The sequence below is a fragment of the Streptomyces prunicolor NBRC 13075 genome (assembly GCF_000367365.1).
Taxonomy (GTDB): Bacteria; Actinomycetota; Actinomycetes; order Streptomycetales; family Streptomycetaceae; genus Streptomyces; species Streptomyces prunicolor.
The window spans coordinates 29948-46859 of sequence record NZ_BARF01000067.1; the positions used below are offsets into that span (position 1 = coordinate 29948).

Sequence of the window (16912 nt, forward strand, 5' to 3'; positions counted from 1 at the left end):
GAAGGGCGGTACGGCGTATGGCACGCGTACGGTACGGCGCACGGACCGAGGCGGAGATCGCCGCCGCACGCACAGCGAGCTCCAAGCTCCCCGACATCTGGTCCACCGGTGTGGTGGCCGTCTGGGAGAGCGACCCGGACGTGGTCGCGGCGGTCCTGCCGCCGCCCCTCAAGCCCACCGGGCGGCCCCTGGTCCGAGTGAACATCAGCAAGGTCGAACTGACCGGATACCCCCTGGGCGCGGGCTCGTTCGCGGTCGCCGCCGCACACGACGGCGTCGAGGGCTGGTACCCCCTGGTGATGCCGATGACCCACGAACGGGCCCTCACCGGCGGCCGTGAGGTCTTCGGAGAGCCCAAGAAACTCGGCGAGGTCACCGTCGAACGCGTGGGCCTCGTCGTGCACGCGTCCCTCGCCCGGCACGGCATCGCCTTCGTCGAGGTCCGCGGCGCGATCAGCGAGGAACTGCCCCTCCCCGGGCCGACGCAGAAGACCGACTTCTACTTCAAGTTCCTTCCCGCGGTGGACGGTTCGGGCTTCGACGCCGACCCCGTGCTCGTGCACTGCCTGCGCAACGAGAAGGTCCGCCGCCTGGAGCGCGTCACCGGAGACGTCGTCCTGCGCGAGTCCATGTACGACCCCGTCGCCGACCTCCCGGTACGCACCCTCGTCGACATCACCATCGGCGAGAAGACCAGCGACCAGCGCGGCAGGGTCGTCGAACGGGTCGACGCGCGCGCCCTGTTGCCGTACATCCACCAGCGCTACGACGACCCGCAGCAGATCCACGACGGACCGCCCGAGGGGAGTGCCTGATGGAGTTGAGGGAGGGTCAGGTCGCCGTCGTCACCGGGGCCGCGAGCGGGATCGGGCTCGCGATGGCTCGGCGGTTCGCCGCCGGCGGGCTCAAGGTGGTGCTCGCCGACGTCGAGCAGGGCGCCCTCGACAAGGCCGCCGCCGATCTGCGCGCCGACGGTGCCGACGTGCACGCGCGCGTGGTCGACGTCGGCGTACGCCAACAGGTCCTGGATCTGGCCGAGTCGGCCTACGAGACGTACGGCGCCGTCCACGTCCTGTGCAACAACGCCGGGGTCGGCTCGGGCGCCGAGGGCCGGATGTGGGAGCACGAACCGAACGACTGGCAGTGGGCGTTCGCCGTCAACGTGTGGGGCGTCTTCCACGGCATCCAGGCGTTCGTGCCGAGGATGATCAAGTCGGGTCAACCCGGTCATGTCGTCAACACGTCCTCCGGGGACGGCGGGATCGCCCCGCTGCCCACCGCCTCCGTTTACGCCGTCACCAAGGCGGCCGTTGTGACGATGACCGAGTCCCTGTACGCCCACTTGAAGGCGGAGCACGCGCGCGTGGGCGCCTCGGTGCTCTTCCCGGGGCCGCACATGCTGCGCACGGGCCTGTGGGAGTCGCACCGCAACCGGCCCGACCGGTATGCGAAAGAGCGCCCCCGTAGGACCCCGTACCGCAGCCTCGACCAGTGGGAGACGGCGATGAAGGCGGCGGGCAAGGAGGTCGCCTTCACGCCCGTCGAGGAGGTCGCCGACCTCGTCGTGGACGGCATCCGCGCGGACCGCTTCTGGCTGCTGCCCGAGAGCGAGCACAGCGACGCCCAGATCCGGGCACGGGCGGGCTCGATGCTCGACCGCGCGAACCCGTCGTACCTAGAGAGCTTCATCCTGGACTGAGGGGGCTGTTGTGACCGACCAGGAGCCGTACCTGATCATCTCCTCCGACTGCCATGCCGGGCTGCCCACCGAGGAGTACCGGCCCTATCTGGACGCCCGGTTCCACCGGGACTTCGACGAGTTCCTCGCCGGACGCGACCGGCGCCGCGAGGAGATGACCCGGCTCGGCATCCGCAACGAGGCGTTCGCGGCCAAGTGGTTCCAGGACAACGAGGAAGGCCTGCGCGGGGGTTGGGACACCGCGCAGCGCCTCAAGGAGCTGGACGGGGACGGGGTGGCCGCCGAGGTGGTCTTCCCGGACGCCGACGCCGTGGACAGCCGGACGGCCGCGCCCTTCGGGGTGGGCCTCGGCCTCTCCGGCGACCAGGACCCCGACTTGGGCATGGCGGGTGCCCAGGCGCACAACCGCTGGCTCGCCGACTTCGTCTCCGAGCACCCCGAACGGCACTGCGGAGTCGCCCTGTTGCCCGTGACGGCCCCTACGGAGAAGGTCGTCGCGGAGATCCACCGCGCCAAGGAGTCCGGCCTCGGGGCCCTGATGATCCCCTCCATGTGGGTCGACAAGGAGCCTTACCACGACCGCCGTTACGACCCCGTGTGGGCGGCAGCCGCCGAGTGCGCGATGCCCGTACTGACCCACTCCGGGGCCGCGCCCCGCCACGAGTACGGCGACCATCTGGGCATCTATGTGAGCGAGGTGACCTGGTGGCCCGCCCGGCCGCTCTGGTTCCTGCTCTGGTCCGGGGTCTTCGAACGCCACCCGGGCCTCAAGTTCGGTGTGGCGGAGTCGGGTTGCTGGTGGCTGCCGAACCAGCTGTGGTTCATGGACCGCCTCTACCTGGGTGCCCACGGCGGCAAGAAGCTCTCACCCTTCGCGGAGCTGAAACGGCCGCCGAGCGAGTACCTCGACCGGCAGGTCTTCATCTGCGCCACCAACACCAAGCGCCGCGAACTGGCCCAGCGGTACGAGATCGGCGTCGACAACATCCTCTGGGGCAGCGACTTCCCGCACCCCGAGGGCACCTGGCCCGACACGCGCGCGTGGCTGAAGCGCACCTTCCACGACATCCCGGTCGACGAGACCCGCCGCATGCTGGGCCTGGCGGCGGCGGACGCCTTCGGCTTCGACGTGGCGGCCCTGGAGCCGCTGGCCCGCCGGATCGGCCCGACCCCCGCCGAACTCGGCCAGCAGGACGACCAGGCGGCCGTGACGGCGTCCTGGGCGCGCTCGCGCGAGGTCGGACGGCACTGGCTGACCGACCACGACTTCCCGGTCCTGGGAGCGACGCCATGACCCCCACGGGCTCCATGGGTTCCGTGGGCTCCGACGGCGCGGACCGGTACACGGTCATCTCCGCGGACTGCCACGCGGGCGCCGATCTCCTGGACTACCGGCCCTACTTGGAGAAGCGGTACCACGACGACTTCGACGCGTGGGCGGCCACGTACGTCAACCCGTACGAGGACCTGGTCGCCGACACGGCCGACAAGAACTGGAACTCCGAGCGGCGGATCGCGGAGCTGGAGCAGGACGGGATCGTCGCCGAGGTCGTCTTCCCGAACACCATCCCGCCGTTCTTCCCGTCCGGCTCCTTGATGGCGCCCGCGCCGACGCCCGAGGAGTTCCGGCGCCGCTGGGCCGGCCTGCGCGCCCACAACCGCTGGCTGGCGGACTTCTGCGCGGCCGCGCCGGGCCGACGGGCGGGCGTCTTCCAGATCCTCCTCAACGACGTCCAGGAGGCCGTCCAGGAGATCCGGTGGGCGGTCGAAGCGGGCCTCCGGGGAGGCCTGTTGCTGCCCGGTACCCCGCCGGGCTCAGGACTGCCGGAACTGTACTCGTCGACGTACGACCCGATCTGGGCCGTGTGCGCGGAACTCGGCGTCCCCGTCAACCACCACGCGGGCTCGGCCTCCCCGCCCCTCGGCGACGAACCGGCCGCCCGCGCGGTGTACATGGTCGAGACGACCTGGTTCTCGCACCGTGCCCTGTGGCACCTGATCTTCGGCGGCGCCTTCCGCCGTCACCCGGACCTGAAGCTGGTCCTGACCGAGCAGGGTTCGGGCTGGATACCCGGGGTGCTCGACATGCTGGACTACTACCACGGGCGCCTGGTCGCGGCGGCCACGAAGGCGTCGGCGGCATCGACCGCGGAGTCCAAGTTCGGCGCGGGGCTTGCCACTTCGATGGGCAAGGGTCCCTCGGAGGTCTGGCGCGACAACTGCTTCGTGGGCGCCAGTTTCATGCGCCCCCATGAGGTGCCCCTGCGCGAGCGCATCGGCATCGAGAAGATCATGTGGGGCAGCGACTACCCGCACGACGAGGGCACGTACCCGTACTCCAGGGAGGGCCTGCGCTTCGCCTACGCGCGCGTGCCGCGCGACGAGGTCGCCGCCATGATCGGCGGCAACGCGGCCCGCGTCTACGGCTTCGACCTCGACGCCCTGGACCCGATCGCGGCGAAGGTCGGCCCCACGGTGACCGAGATCGCGGAGCCGCTCGCCGAACCGCCGGCGGGCGCGACGAGCCCGGTGTTCGCGCGGGGAGCGTCGGTACGGGTGTGGTGAGGGCGGGGGTGCGATCCTTCGCGGTGTGACGGAACCGACCAACGACGAGGCCCACGGCGAGAGCCATGACGAGGCCCATGACGGCTCCCTGGGCTCGCGGTTGAACTGGCTGCGGGCCGCGGTACTGGGAGCCAACGACGGCATCGTGTCCACCGCCGGTCTCGTCGTCGGCGTGGCCGGTGCCACGGACGACCGCTCGGCGCTGCTGACGGCCGGCCTCGCGGGCCTCCTGGCCGGCTCCATGTCGATGGCGGCAGGGGAGTACGTGTCCGTCTCCACCCAGCGCGACTCGGAGAAGGCCGCCCTCGCCCTGGAGAAGCGCGAACTGAAGGAGCAACCAGAGGCCGAACTGGAGGAGTTGACCGAGCTCCTCCAGGACCGCGGCCTGACCCGTGAGGTGGCCATGGAGGCAGCGGCCCAGCTCACGGAACGCGACGCGCTGCGTGCCCACGCGCGCGTGGAGCTCAACATCGACCCCGACGACCTCACCAACCCCTGGCACGCGGCCTGGGCGAGCTTCCTGTCCTTCACGGTCGGCGCCCTGCTGCCCCTCTTGGCGATCGTCCTGCCCCCGGCCGACTGGCGGCTCGGCGTCACCGTGGTGTCGTCACTGGCGGCGCTGGTGCTGACGGGCTGGAGCAGCGCACGGCTCGGGACGGCGGACACGAGGCCGGCGATGCTGCGGAACGTGGCAGGCGGGGCACTGGCGATGGGGGTCACCTATGCGGCGGGGGCGTTGCTGGGGGCGGCCGGGGTGTAGTGACCCACAACCGGGACATGGCGGGCCCATTGGCGGAGATCGCCAACAAGCAAGCGCATACCCCCGGTAATACTTGTCGGTAACAACGTCTAGTCGCGGCCGATCTGCGGTCCTACGGTTCACCCATGCCGAACCTGCCCGATGTCGTGCTCTGGTCGATACCCGCCTTCGTGCTGCTCGCCGTGATCGAGATGATCAGCGTGCGCGTGCACCCGGACGACGACGCGGCGGGCTACGAGACGAAGGACGCCGTCACAAGCGTCGGCATGGGACTCGGGAGCCTCGTCTTCGACTTCCTCTGGAAGATCCCGATCGTCGCCGTCTACACGGCGATCTACGAACTCACCCCGCTGCGCGTGCCCGTCCTGTGGTGGACGATCCCGCTGATGCTGCTCGGGCAGGACTTCTTCTACTACTGGTCCCACCGCGGCCACCACGTCATCCGCATCCTGTGGGCCTGCCACGTCGTCCACCACTCCAGCCGCAGGTTCAACCTCACCACGGCCCTGCGCCAGCCCTGGACGACCCTCACGGTATGGCCGTTCTACGTCCCGCTCGTCGCCCTGGGTGTACATCCCGCCGCGCTGGCGTTCTGCTCCTCGGCGAACCTCGTCTACCAGTTCTGGATCCACACCGAGCGGATCGACCGCATGCCCCGCTGGTTTGAGTTCGTCTTCAATACCCCCTCCCACCACCGGGTCCACCACGCCTCCCAGGGCGGCTATCTGGACCGCAACTTCGGCGGCATCCTCATCGTCTGGGACCGGCTCTTCGGGTCGTTCGTCCCGGAGGTTGAGCGGCCTGTCTATGGGTTGACCAAGAACATCAACACGTTCAACCCGATCAAGGTGGCCACCCACGAGTACGTCGCCATCGCCAAGGACCTGAAGACGGCGACCAGTTGGCGCGAGCGCGCGGGACGCGTGTTCCGGGGACCGGGCTGGCAGCCAGTACCCGTCCCGGAGCAGGGTGTACCGGCCGCCGAGGAGACCGCGGCCGCGTGAATCCACGTACCGCACACCCGGCCGTCTCCCGCGCGCTCCTGACCGGCTTCGCACTGGTGGCCGTCGTGGACCTGCTCTCGCTCGCCGTCGGCTACGACCCCGCCCACACCGTCACCAAGCCCCTCCTGATGCCGCTCCTCGCCGCCTACGCGGCCCTGCGTGGCGCACCCCGGCTCCTCGTCGCCGCGCTCCTCTGCGGCTGGGGCGGCGACACCTTGCTGCTCTCCGACGCCGACGCCGCATTCCTCGCCGGCATGGCCTGCTTCGCGGCCGGCCACCTCTGCTACCTCGCCCTCTTCAGGACGTACGGCGGCCCGAAACGTGCTCCACGCGTGCGTGCCGGTCTCCTCGTCGCCGGGTACGCCGTCGCCCTGGCTTTCACCGTCACGCTGCTGTGGCCGGACCTCCCGGCGGACCTGCGCGTCCCCGTGGCCGGCTACAGCACCCTCCTGACGGCCATGGCGTGTGCCGCGGCCACCCGGCTCGGTCTCGTCGCCGGGGTGGGCGGGGCGCTCTTCATGGTCTCCGACACCCTCATCGCGACCGGCGTCGCCGACTGGCCGCAGCCGCCCAGGCCCGACTCCTGGATCATGCTGACGTACGCCGCCGCGCAGTTCCTGCTGGTCCAGGGCGTGCTCGGCACCCTCGCCGAGCGGCGCGCACCGGCGGCGGCGTACCGTGAAGTGCGCTCGACCACCCCCTGAGCGCACCGCACCCGCACACCCGCAACGAGAAGGACCCTCGCCATGCGCGCCACCACCATCCACGCCCCGTTCGACATGCGCGTGGAGGACGTGCCCGAGCCCCTCGTGCAGTTGCCCACCGACGCGGTGGTCCGGGTGCTGCGCGCCTGCATCTGCGGGAGCGACCTGTGGGCGTACCGCGGCGAGTCGGCCCGGCAGCCGGGGCAGCGCATCGGGCACGAGTTCCTCGGGATCGTGGAGGAGACCGGCTCCGAGGTGAGCGGCGTCAGGACCGGCGACCTCGTGGTCGCGCCCTTCGTGTGGTCCGACGGCGTCTGCGACTACTGCCGCGAGGGCCTCACCACCTCCTGCGTCCACGGCGGCTTCTGGGGCGCCGTGGGCTACGACGGCGGCCAGGGCGAGGCGGTACGCGTGCCCTTCGCCGACGGCACCCTCGTACGGCTGCCGAAGGAGGCGGCCTCCGACGACCATCTGCTGTCCGCGCTGCTGACCCTGTCCGACGTCATGGGCACCGGCCACCACGCGGCCCTCGGCGCGGGCGTCCGCAAGGGCGCCACCGTCGCCGTCGTGGGCGACGGAGCGGTCGGCCTGTGCGCCGTGCTCGCCGCCAAGCGGCTGGGCGCCGAGCGGATCATCGCGCTCGGCCGCCACGAGGTGCGCACGGACATCGCCCGCCGTTTCGGCGCCACCGACGTCGTCGCCGCACGCGGGGAGGACGCCGTCGCGGCCGTCCATGAACTCACCCGCGGCCAGGGCGCACACGCCGTCGTCGAGGCCGTCGGCACCGAGCAGTCCATGCGGACGGCCGTCGGCATCGCGCGCGACGGCGGCGCGATCGGCTTCGTCGGCGTGCCGCACGGCAGCGGCACCGGTCTCGACCTCGGGGTCATGTTCGACCGGAACATCGCGCTGCGCGGCGGGGTCGCACCGGTCCGCACGTACATCCCGGAACTGCTGCCCGACATCCTGGACGGCACCATCGACCCCTCGCCCGTCTTCGACCTGACGGTCGACCTGGAGGGCGTACCCGACGGCTACAAGGCGATGGACGAGCGCACGGCGCTGAAGGTCCTGGTCACGAACAGCTGATCAAGTATTGATCGATGGACTGATTGCTTGATCGGTCAATGCCAGCGGATCGGCACCGGCAATGCCGTCAACAGTCCGGAGACCACGACCACCACTCCCAGGGCGACGACCTCGGCCCGCGCGGGTGAGTGCGCGGTCAGCGGATCGGAGGACCTGCGCAGCCGGTACCGTGCCCACAGCGCGAGGACGGCGACGGCGGCGACGAGGATCACCTTGGCGAGCAGGGTGCGCCCGTACGCCGTCGTCGTCAGCTGGTCCAGGATCGTGCCGGCCGGCATCCGACGCAGCGAACTCCACACGCCCGTGGCGGTGATCGCGGCTAGCAGCACAGCGGCCACGCGCGCGTAGAGCCCCAACAACGCGGCCCCCGCCTCGGCACCGCCCCATTGCCGCAACGTCCGCAGCGCGTGCAGCAGACCGCCCACCCACAGCGCCGCGCACGTCAGGTGCACCAGGGTGAGTTCGGAGCCGACCAGGGGGCTGTGCTCGCTCGCCGGGTGCACGCGCAGCGCCTCCGCGACGACCACGGCGGCCAGGGGCCACACCTGGAGGCCGGGCCTGCGCGACCGGGCACACAGGGCCGCCACGGCGAACGCGTTGACCTCCAGGAGCGCCAACTTGCCGTCCCGGGACTGATAGAGGCCGCCGACATCGATCTGGGCGAGGCTGTGCGGCACCAGGTTGCCCGTCGCCACGACCGACGCGAGCCCCAGCGCGGCGACGAAACCGGCACCGGCCGCGTACGGGGCCCAGCTGCGGGGGCCGATTGGGGGAGCGCCGGGCACGGTACGCGCGAGCCGGTTCACGAACAGCTCCCCCAGGGGGACGCACAGCGCCCCGAACAACACCGCCCGCAGCAGCGCGATGCCGCCGACACCGGGCGCGGCGGCCTCCCCGGTGTCGTGCAGCGCGGCGGACGGGCCGAGCAGCGGTATCAGCGCGGCGAGCACCACCAGGGCCAGTACGGCGACAGCCCGACGCGTACCGGGGCGCCGCCCGGAGCCGCTCGTGTCGGCCGCTTCGACAGTCGGTCGTATCAAGGTCACCCCAAGATCTTCACCAGCCGCCACAGAACCGGGCAAGTGCAACAAAACAACTGGCGGAACGGCATTCCGCTCATAGGTACGTTTCCGGTCGACCCCCGGATCAAGCCCAACGAGCCGGGTCCGTGCCCCAACAACCCGGCGGACGCGCCCAGTTCACAGGCCCACCGACGAACGACACCGGCGACAGGGCATGCCGCAGCCGCCCGATACCGCTGTCCGTCTCGACCAGCCAGGCATCCGGCTGGTTGTACGCCGTCCCGCGCAGCCCGTGGGCCATTCCTCCCCGCTCGCCCGCCCCGTCCGCCGTCAGCCAGGCCGCGGTCCGCGCGAGCGCCAGCCGCAGGACGAGGCTGTGCCCCTGCTCCGACTGCTCCGCCAGCGCCCGCAGCACCGCGCCCGCCAGCAGATACCCGGTGCCGTGGTCGAGGGCTTGCGCGGGCAACGCGCCGGGCCGTTCCGGCGCCCCCTCGATCCCTTCGATCCCCTCGGTCGCCGCGATGCCGGTGGCGACCTGCACCAGGCTGTCGAACCCACGCCGGTCGCCCCACGGCCCGTACGCGCCCCACGCCGACAACTGCGCCACGATCAGCCCGGGCCTACGGTCGACCAGTGCCTCGGGGGAGAGCCCGAAGCGGTCCAGCGCACCCGGCCGATACCCGGTGACGACCACGTCCGCCCGCGCGAGCAGCTCCTCGAAGGTCCGCCGGTCGGCAGCCGTGCCGAGGTCCAGCCGGGTCGACCGCTTCCCGAAACCGGTGTCCGCGTGCGCGTCCGGGTCCTCCGGCAACTGCGGGGCGTCCACGCGCAGCACGTCAGCGCCCAGCAACGCGAGCGTGCGGGTGGCGACCGGGCCCGCGATGACCCGCGTCAGGTCGAGCACGCGCAATCCCGCGGCGGGCAGCAACGGGAAGCCGTCGAGCGGCGGGAAGGCACGCGCGCGTGCGCTGCCGAGCCGCTCCCGTTCGACCAGCGGCCGCCCGGCCACCGCGGCCCCCTGCGGATGTGCGGCCCATTCCTCCGCAGTCCGCAGCGCGACCGCGAGACCTCCGGCGCCGTACACCGCGGTCTCGACCTCCAGGGCTGACCGCTCGGCGAGCACGCCGGCCACGTCCGCCACCGACGCGTCCCCCGGCAGCTTCAACGCGCTCAGCAGCCGCGCCCGGTGGTGCGGATAGTTCGCGTGGGTGCGGACCCAGCCGTCGGTCGTCCGCCAGAACCGCGACAGCGGCGCGAAGGTGACCGGCGCCCGCCCGTCGATCAACAGATGCCGCTCACTGACGAACGCCGTGGCGACGGCCCCGTCGTCCACCCGAACCGCGGGCACCTCCGCGAGCCCGGCCCGCCGCGCCCCTAGTTCCGCTGCGGCCAACGCGCACGCTCCCACGCAGGCCCGCGCCAACTCCCGTACGGGAAGCCGCGCTTCGAGCGTCCCCTGACGCGTGACGGTCGAGACGTATGAGACCAGAGCGGGATCGCCGCCCATCGCGGCCCATGCCACCTTGATGTCAATCATGACTGCACTATGCAGTATTGATTCAATCAATATAGATATGTGGATCATGCAGATCATGCAGATATGGATGACCGTACGGACACAGAAGGGCCGGGCGGAGATCCGCCCGGCCCTGTGAACGGGTGTCGGCTACTTCACCGCCCGCAGCGCGTTGACGATGCCGAATCCGTAGAAGCCGTTGACGCGCTTGCCGCCCACGCAGGTCGCGTCCGCGACACCGTCGCCGTTGGTGTCGTACGGGTCGGTCGGGCAGCCCGGGTTGTCCGCCTCGGCCTTCAGCAGCGCCTGCAACTGGGCCGGACCGGCGTGCGGGTGCGTCGACTTGAGCAGCGCGGCCACGGCGGCGACGTGCGGGGTCGCCATCGAGGTGCCCTGGAGATAGCCGTACGTGTTGTTCGGCAGCGTGGACAGGATGCGGCCGTTCTTCGACGGGGTGTCCGGGATCTGCCGGGCGTCCCCGCCCGGCGCCGACACGTCGATCACGCCCTTGCCGTAGCTGGAGAAGTACGACTTGGCCTTCGTGACGCCGACCGAGCTCACCGTGACGACACCCGGCAACTGGGTCGGCACGTCGAAGCACTCGTGCGGGTCGACCGTGCGGGTCGTCGCGGTCGAGTCGTCGGGGCTGGAGGCGTCGACCAGGGCGTCGGAGTCGAGGTCGTCGTTGGAGTTGCCGGCCGCCGCGACATTGAGCGTGCCCTTGTGCTGCGCGTACAGCTGGGCCCTGTTGACCGCGTCGACGATGGCACGTTGATCGGGGTCGTCCATGCAGTTGTACAGCCAAGGATCAACGTAGTAGCTGTTGTTGGTGATCTCCACGCCGTGATCCGCGGCGAACACGAACGCGCAGACCACGCTCTCCGGGTAGAACAGCTGGGTCGAGTCCGGCTCGGCCACCGTGATCCCGGAGACCTTCACACCGGGCGCGACCCCTGCCACACCGATGCCGTTGCGGGCGGCGGCGATCTCACCCGCGACATGCGTGCCGTGGTAGTGGGCGGAGTCCACGGGACGCCAGGAGCCGTACGTCGTGTCCGCCTTGCCGCCCACGCAGTTGGCGGACTGCGAGGCGGAGAAGTTCGGGGCGATGTCCGGGTGGGTGTCGTCGACGCCGACGTCGATCACGGCGACCGTCACGCTCTTGCTGCCCGGGTTGATCTTCGCGGCCTTGTCGGCGCCGATCGCGGGCAGGTCCCACTGGTCGGCTTCGAGCGGCTCGGTGTCACCGGCGGCGGCGGAGGCCTTCGCCGTCTCCGCGGCCTGGTCCTTGGACAGGTACTGCACCGCGCCCTCGTCGGTCGTCGAGGCGGGGCTCAGCGGCGCGGTGCGCGTGGCACCGGCCGACTGCACACCGTGCACCTTGCGGATGGTCGGCCCGAAGTCGGGGTTCGCCGAGTGCACGACGATCACACCGATCTTCTCGTACGTCACCACGATGGTGCCGCCGGCCGCATTGATCGCCTTCTTGACCGAGTTGATCGTCCAGTGGTCCAGCCGGGTGTTGACCACATACGCAAGGTTGGGCGCGTCAGCGGTCTGCGCGGTGGTCTCCGCGGCCGGGACCGCCGAGGCCGCCGACGGAAGGAAGCCGAGCGAGGCGGTCAGCGACAGCACGACCGGTACGGCCAGGGCGAGCCGGCGTCTGCGGCGCAGATGAGCCATGGGATCTCCACATCATCCGGAAAACGAGACGGCCCGAGACGTGGCGGTGCGTTCGGGCAGGTACATGACTAGTGGTGCAGACCTGAAGCTATCTCCCGTGGTGGCTGGCCAGCAATGATTTCCCAAAGACGACTACCGAAAGAAGTCAAAGGAGTTGAACCGGTCGACGTGTCGCGCCGTGCCCTTGGGCAGGAAGCGCCGAGCCAGACCAGAACCCGCAGGTCCGTAACGCGAGGAGACACCGTGGCCACCGAGACACCACCCCCCTCGAAAGCCGAACACCAACTCCCCAGTACCGAGGAGTTCGAACAGGTCCAGGAGAGCGCGGAGTTCGCCGAACTGCGCAGCGCCCACCGCTCCTTCGCCTTCCCGGTGACCGTCGCCTTCATCGTCTGGTACCTGCTGTACGTGCTGCTGTGCAACTACGCGGACGACTTCATGGACACCAAGGTCGTCGGCAACATCAACATCGCCCTGGTCCTGGGCCTCGCCCAGTTCCTCACCACGTTCCTCATCGCCTGGTGGTACGCGCGCTACTCCGCCGCGAAACTCGACCCCAAGGGTGAGGCCATCAAGTCCCGGATGGAGGGCGGCGCATGAGCCCCGAGATCACCCTGGCCGCAGGCGAGGCGAGCCAGCACCGGCCGCTGATCATCACCCTGTTCGCGATCTTCGTCGCCGCCACGCTCGTCATCACCGTATGGGCGGGCCGCCAGACCAAGAGCGCCGCCGACTTCTACGCGGGCGGCCGCCAGTTCACCGCCTTCCAGAACGGCCTCGCCGTCTCCGGCGACTACATGTCCGCCGCGTCCTTCCTCGGCATCGCGGGCGCCATCGCGCTCTTCGGCTACGACGGCTTCCTGTACTCCATCGGCTTCCTGGTCGCGTGGCTGGTCGCCCTGCTCCTGGTGGCCGAACCGCTGCGCAACTCGGGCCGCTACACCATGGGCGACGTCCTCGCGTACCGCATGCGCCAGCGCCCGGTCCGTACCGCGGCCGGCACCTCCACCATCGTGGTGTCGATCTTCTACCTGCTGGCCCAGATGGCGGGCGCGGGTGTCCTGGTCTCGCTGCTCCTCGGCATCACCACCGACGCGGGCAAGATCGGCATCGTCGCCCTGGTCGGCGTCCTGATGATCGTCTACGTCACCATCGGCGGCATGAAGGGCACCACCTGGGTCCAGATGGTCAAGGCCTGCCTGCTCATCGCCGGCGCCCTGCTGCTGACCTTCCTGGTGCTGCTGAAGTTCAACTTCAACATCTCCGACCTGCTCGGCAAGGCCGCCTCCAACAGCGGCAAGGGCTCCGCCTTCCTGAACCCCGGCCTCAAGTACGGCGCCACCGGCACCACCAAGCTGGACTTCATCTCCCTGGGCATCGCCCTGGTCCTCGGCACCGCGGGCCTGCCACACATCCTGATCCGCTTCTACACGGTGCCCACCGCCAAGGCCGCCCGTAAGTCGGTCATCTGGGCCATCGGCCTGATCGGCGCCTTCTACCTGATGACCCTGGCCCTCGGTTTCGGCGCCGCCGCACTGATCAAACCCGACGAGATCATCGCCTCCAACAAGGCGGGCAATACGGCCGCCCCACTCCTGGCACTCCATCTGGGCGGCGTCGACTCCAACTGGGGCGCCATCCTCCTGGCCACCATCTCGGCGGTCGCCTTCGCCACGATCCTCGCGGTCGTCGCCGGCCTGACCCTGGCCTCGTCCTCCTCGTTCGCCCACGACATCTACGCGAACGTCATCAAGCGGGGCAAGGCCACGGAGAAGCAGGAGATGGCCGCCGCCCGCTACGCCACGGTCGGCATCGGCGCCGTCTCCATCGTCCTGGGCGCCCTCGCCCGCGACCTGAACGTGGCCGGCCTGGTCGCCCTCGCCTTCGCGGTCGCGGCCTCCGCCAACCTCCCGACGATCCTCTACAGCCTCTTCTGGAAGCGGTTCACCACCTCCGGAGCCCTGTGGTCGATCTACGGCGGACTGGTCGCCGCGGTCGGCCTGGTCCTGTTCTCGCCCGTGGTCTCGGGCAAGCCCACGTCGATGTTCCCGGACGTCGACTTCCACTGGTTCCCCCTGGAGAACCCGGGCATCATCTCCATCCCCGTGGGCTTCCTGCTGGGCTGGCTCGGCACGATCCTCTCCAAGGAGGAGCCGGACACCGGCAAGTACGCGGAGCTGGAGGTACGGTCCCTGACCGGCACCGGAGCCCACTGAGCCGCCCCGCCCAGTCCACCTGAGTCCCCCCACCAGGTCCCCCCCCCCACGTCGACGGCCGCGTCGTAGATCCCTACGACGCGGCCGTGTCGTACCTCGTGGGATCGGGCCGCCCTTGTTGTCAGAGGTGTCGCGTAGGCTCGCAGGTGTCGGAAAACATGCGATCCGAATCGAGGGAGGGGGCCCACGTGCTCATCGACACCTATGGCCGAGTAGCAACCGACCTGCGGGTTTCGCTGACCGACCGGTGCAATCTCCGGTGTACGTACTGCATGCCCGAGGAGGGCCTGCAATGGCTGGCAAAGCCCGACCTCCTCACGGACGACGAGATCGTCCGCCTGATAGACATAGCGGTCACCTCCCTGGGCATCGAGGAGGTCCGCTTCACCGGCGGCGAGCCGCTGCTGCGCCCCGGCCTGGTCGGCATCGTCGAGCGGGTCGCGGCCCTGGAGCCCCGCCCCCAGATGTCGCTGACCACCAACGGCATCGGCCTCAAGCGCACGGCGGCCGCCCTGAAGAAGGCGGGCCTGGACCGGGTCAACGTCTCCCTGGACACCCTGCGCCCTGACGTCTTCAAGACCCTCACCCGCCGGGACCGCCTCAAGGACGTCCTCGCGGGCCTGGAAGCCGCCCACGACGCGGGCCTGACCCCGGTGAAGATCAACTCGGTGCTGATGCCGGGTCTGAACGCCGACGAGGCCCCGGACCTGCTGGCCTGGGCCGTGGAGCAGGACTACGAACTGCGCTTCATCGAGCAGATGCCCCTGGACGCCCAGCACGGCTGGACGCGCGAGGGCATGGTCACGGCGGGCGACATCCTCGCTTCCCTTCGCACCCGCTTCGAGCTGACCCCCGAAGGCTCCGACGAGCGCGGCTCGGCCCCCGCCGAGCGCTGGATCGTGGACGGCGGCCCGCACCGCGTGGGTGTCATCGCCTCGGTCACCCGCCCGTTCTGCGGAGCCTGCGACCGCACCCGCCTGACCGCCGACGGCCAGATACGCAACTGCCTGTTCGCCCGCGAGGAGACCAGCCTCCGCGCGGCGCTGCGCTCCGACGCCCCGGACGAGGAGATCGCCCGCATCTGGCGCCTGGCGATGTGGGGCAAGAAGGCGGGCTCGGGCCTGGACGACCCGTCGTTCCTCCAGCCGGACCGGCCGATGTCGGCGATCGGCGGCTGAGCAGCCGTCGTAGACGAAGAGGCCCTACGGGTCCTGGTTCTACGGGTCCTGGTCCTACGGGGCCTCGGGCTCTTCCCAGTCCGTGAACTTGACGACGTCCTTCAAGAACCCGCGTACACCGAGGAACTGGGAGAGATGCTCGCGATGCTCCTCGCACGCGAGCCACGTCTTGCGCCGCTCCGGCGTATGGATCTTCGGGTTGTTCCACGCGAGCACCCACACGGCGTCGGCGCGGCAGCCCTTCGCGGAGCAGATCGGGGTCTCGTCACTCACGGGAACTCACGGGATTTCGTCTCACAGATGCGCTGAAAAGGCGACGCCGAGCAGCCACGGGGGGAGCTGCCCGGCGTCGGTCCGTCGCTCCGACGGGGGATGCGGAGCGCGTACGAAGTATGTCACGGGTGACCGGTCGCCCGGCACCGGAACAACATGATTGATCTGAGCTTTTCTTGAGCTTGGTGCGGAGCCGACTTCCGCTTGTGGCGCGTTCGCCATGGTCACGACCGGTCGGAAGGTTCGCCTCCCGCACGGGGTGCCGGCTCGGGTACGACGTCTTCCGGGAAGGATTCCGCGAACGCCTCGTCCGACCTCGGCGGTGTGATCATCGGCCGCAGCGGAGCGGTGACAAAGGTCGACGGAAGCCCCGGCGCGTTCTCCCGCCCGGCGTTCGCGATCACGACGGCGACATAGGGGAGCAGCACACCGAGCACCAACGCGACGATCGCGACGTGCCGTTCGACGTTCCACAGCGCGCACGCGAGGATCACCGACACCGTACGGATCGACATGGAGATGACGTACCTGCGCTGCCGTCCGCGGATGTCCTCCGCGAGTCCCGTCCGGGCCCCGGTGATCCGGAACACCTGGGCGTTGCCTTCGCCGTGCAGCTTCCGCATCACATTCCACCATCCGCCCGCATCGGACTCTCCCCGGCCCGCAACCCCGGTCCGCACCCGATCCGGGAACCGGGCCCCGACACGTCCCACGTTACGCCGCGCCTCCGTCGCCTTCGAGACCGGGGGACCTCCGGTCCGGGCGACCGAACTGCGCCGTAGCGCGTATGGCCGCACCCGACATGCGCCGTACGGCGACCGGACCCACACTTGGCGTAATGCTCACGTAGAGCCGTACAAGGAGGCAGCCATGGGCTGGTTGTGGGCGATCATCGTGGGATTCGTGCTGGGTCTGATCGCGAAGGCGATCATCCCGGGCAAGCAGCACAGTCCCCTCTGGCTGACCACCATCTGCGGCATTCTCGGCGCCATCGTGGGTAACGCGATCGCCCGAGCGGCCGGCGTCGACGCGACCAGCGGCATCGACTGGAGCCGCCACGCGTTCCAGCTCGTCGCCGCGGTCATCATCGTCTTCGTCGTCGATATGGCGTACATGGCGACGATCGGCAAGAACAAACAACGAGCCTGACAGCCGTACGACGAAGGGGCGGTCTCCCGAACCGGGAAACCGCCCCTTCGTCAT

At 70.1% G+C, this 16912-nt stretch carries 17 protein-coding genes; 12 read left to right on the forward strand and 5 right to left on the reverse strand.

What is annotated here, in order from left to right:
* The first annotated feature begins 17 nt into the window (after positions 1–17).
* The 8 genes from SPR02S_RS29695 to SPR02S_RS29730 all read left to right on the forward strand — a co-directional run bounded on the left by SPR02S_RS29695 (position 18) and on the right by SPR02S_RS29730 (position 7821).
* The gene (locus tag SPR02S_RS29695) at positions 18–815 is read left to right on the forward strand and encodes an acetoacetate decarboxylase family protein (RefSeq protein WP_019060666.1); all 798 of its coding nucleotides are present in this window, start codon (positions 18–20) and stop codon (positions 813–815) included.
* On the forward strand, positions 815–1699 hold the full coding sequence (locus SPR02S_RS29700; protein WP_019060667.1) for an SDR family NAD(P)-dependent oxidoreductase: 885 nt from the start codon (positions 815–817) through the stop codon (positions 1697–1699). Before SPR02S_RS29695 ends, SPR02S_RS29700 begins: the two co-directional genes overlap by 1 nt.
* A gap of 10 nt (positions 1700–1709) precedes the next feature.
* Entirely contained in the window at positions 1710–2993 is a 1284-nt protein-coding gene (locus SPR02S_RS29705; RefSeq protein ID WP_019060668.1) for an amidohydrolase family protein, read from the forward strand.
* Positions 2990–4264 (forward strand): amidohydrolase family protein, encoded by a 1275-nt coding sequence (locus tag SPR02S_RS29710; protein ID WP_019060669.1) that lies wholly within the window; start codon positions 2990–2992, stop codon positions 4262–4264. The genes SPR02S_RS29705 and SPR02S_RS29710 overlap by 4 nt, the downstream gene beginning before the upstream one ends.
* A gap of 25 nt (positions 4265–4289) precedes the next feature.
* Positions 4290–5024: a VIT1/CCC1 transporter family protein gene (locus tag SPR02S_RS29715; protein ID WP_019060670.1), complete on the forward strand. Its 735-nt coding sequence runs from the start codon at positions 4290–4292 to the stop codon at positions 5022–5024.
* Between the two features lie 125 nt (positions 5025–5149).
* On the forward strand, positions 5150–6028 hold the full coding sequence (locus SPR02S_RS29720) for a sterol desaturase family protein (RefSeq protein ID WP_019060671.1): 879 nt from the start codon (positions 5150–5152) through the stop codon (positions 6026–6028).
* Positions 6025–6732, forward strand: a complete 708-nt coding sequence (locus tag SPR02S_RS29725; RefSeq protein ID WP_019060672.1) for a lysoplasmalogenase — start codon at positions 6025–6027, stop codon at positions 6730–6732. Before SPR02S_RS29720 ends, SPR02S_RS29725 begins: the two co-directional genes overlap by 4 nt.
* A gap of 42 nt (positions 6733–6774) precedes the next feature.
* On the forward strand, positions 6775–7821 hold the full coding sequence (locus tag SPR02S_RS29730; protein WP_019060673.1) for a zinc-dependent alcohol dehydrogenase family protein: 1047 nt from the start codon (positions 6775–6777) through the stop codon (positions 7819–7821).
* A gap of 35 nt (positions 7822–7856) precedes the next feature.
* On the opposite strand, the gene SPR02S_RS29735 is transcribed toward SPR02S_RS29730, so the two are convergent.
* The 3 genes from SPR02S_RS29735 to SPR02S_RS29750 all read right to left on the reverse strand — a co-directional run bounded on the left by SPR02S_RS29735 (position 7857) and on the right by SPR02S_RS29750 (position 12042).
* Complete coding sequence (locus SPR02S_RS29735; RefSeq protein WP_019060674.1) at positions 7857–8867, reverse strand: CopD family protein; 1011 nt, start codon at positions 8865–8867, stop codon at positions 7857–7859.
* Positions 8868–8967: 100 nt separating this feature from the next.
* Positions 8968–10380, reverse strand: a complete 1413-nt coding sequence (locus SPR02S_RS29740; RefSeq protein WP_026150971.1) for a CoA transferase — start codon at positions 10378–10380, stop codon at positions 8968–8970.
* A 129-nt stretch (positions 10381–10509) separates the two neighbouring features.
* A complete protein-coding gene (locus SPR02S_RS29750) occupies positions 10510–12042 on the reverse strand; it encodes a S8 family serine peptidase (RefSeq protein ID WP_019060676.1) in 1533 nt (510 codons plus the stop codon).
* A 243-nt stretch (positions 12043–12285) separates the two neighbouring features.
* Between SPR02S_RS29750 and SPR02S_RS29755 the strand changes: the two genes are divergently transcribed.
* From SPR02S_RS29755 to moaA, 3 genes are all read left to right on the forward strand, one after another.
* Complete coding sequence (locus tag SPR02S_RS29755) at positions 12286–12642, forward strand: DUF485 domain-containing protein (protein WP_019060677.1); 357 nt, start codon at positions 12286–12288, stop codon at positions 12640–12642.
* Positions 12639–14258 (forward strand): monocarboxylic acid transporter, encoded by a 1620-nt coding sequence (locus tag SPR02S_RS29760; protein ID WP_019060678.1) that lies wholly within the window; start codon positions 12639–12641, stop codon positions 14256–14258. The genes SPR02S_RS29755 and SPR02S_RS29760 overlap by 4 nt, the downstream gene beginning before the upstream one ends.
* Positions 14259–14446: 188 nt before the next feature.
* Positions 14447–15436, forward strand: a complete 990-nt coding sequence (gene moaA / locus SPR02S_RS29765; RefSeq protein WP_019060679.1) for a GTP 3',8-cyclase MoaA — start codon at positions 14447–14449, stop codon at positions 15434–15436.
* Positions 15437–15490: 54 nt separating this feature from the next.
* Here the strand turns inward: moaA and SPR02S_RS29770 are convergent, their stop codons facing one another.
* Positions 15491–15709: a hypothetical protein gene (locus tag SPR02S_RS29770; RefSeq protein WP_019060680.1), complete on the reverse strand. Its 219-nt coding sequence runs from the start codon at positions 15707–15709 to the stop codon at positions 15491–15493.
* Positions 15710–15933: 224 nt separating this feature from the next.
* Positions 15934–16332 (reverse strand): DUF3099 domain-containing protein, encoded by a 399-nt coding sequence (locus SPR02S_RS29775; RefSeq protein ID WP_019060681.1) that lies wholly within the window; start codon positions 16330–16332, stop codon positions 15934–15936.
* A gap of 247 nt (positions 16333–16579) precedes the next feature.
* On the opposite strand from SPR02S_RS29775, the gene SPR02S_RS29780 reads away from it, so the two are divergent.
* Positions 16580–16858, forward strand: coding sequence for a GlsB/YeaQ/YmgE family stress response membrane protein (locus tag SPR02S_RS29780; protein WP_019060682.1), 279 nt, complete (start codon positions 16580–16582; stop codon positions 16856–16858).
* Positions 16859–16912: the final 54 nt, after the last annotated feature.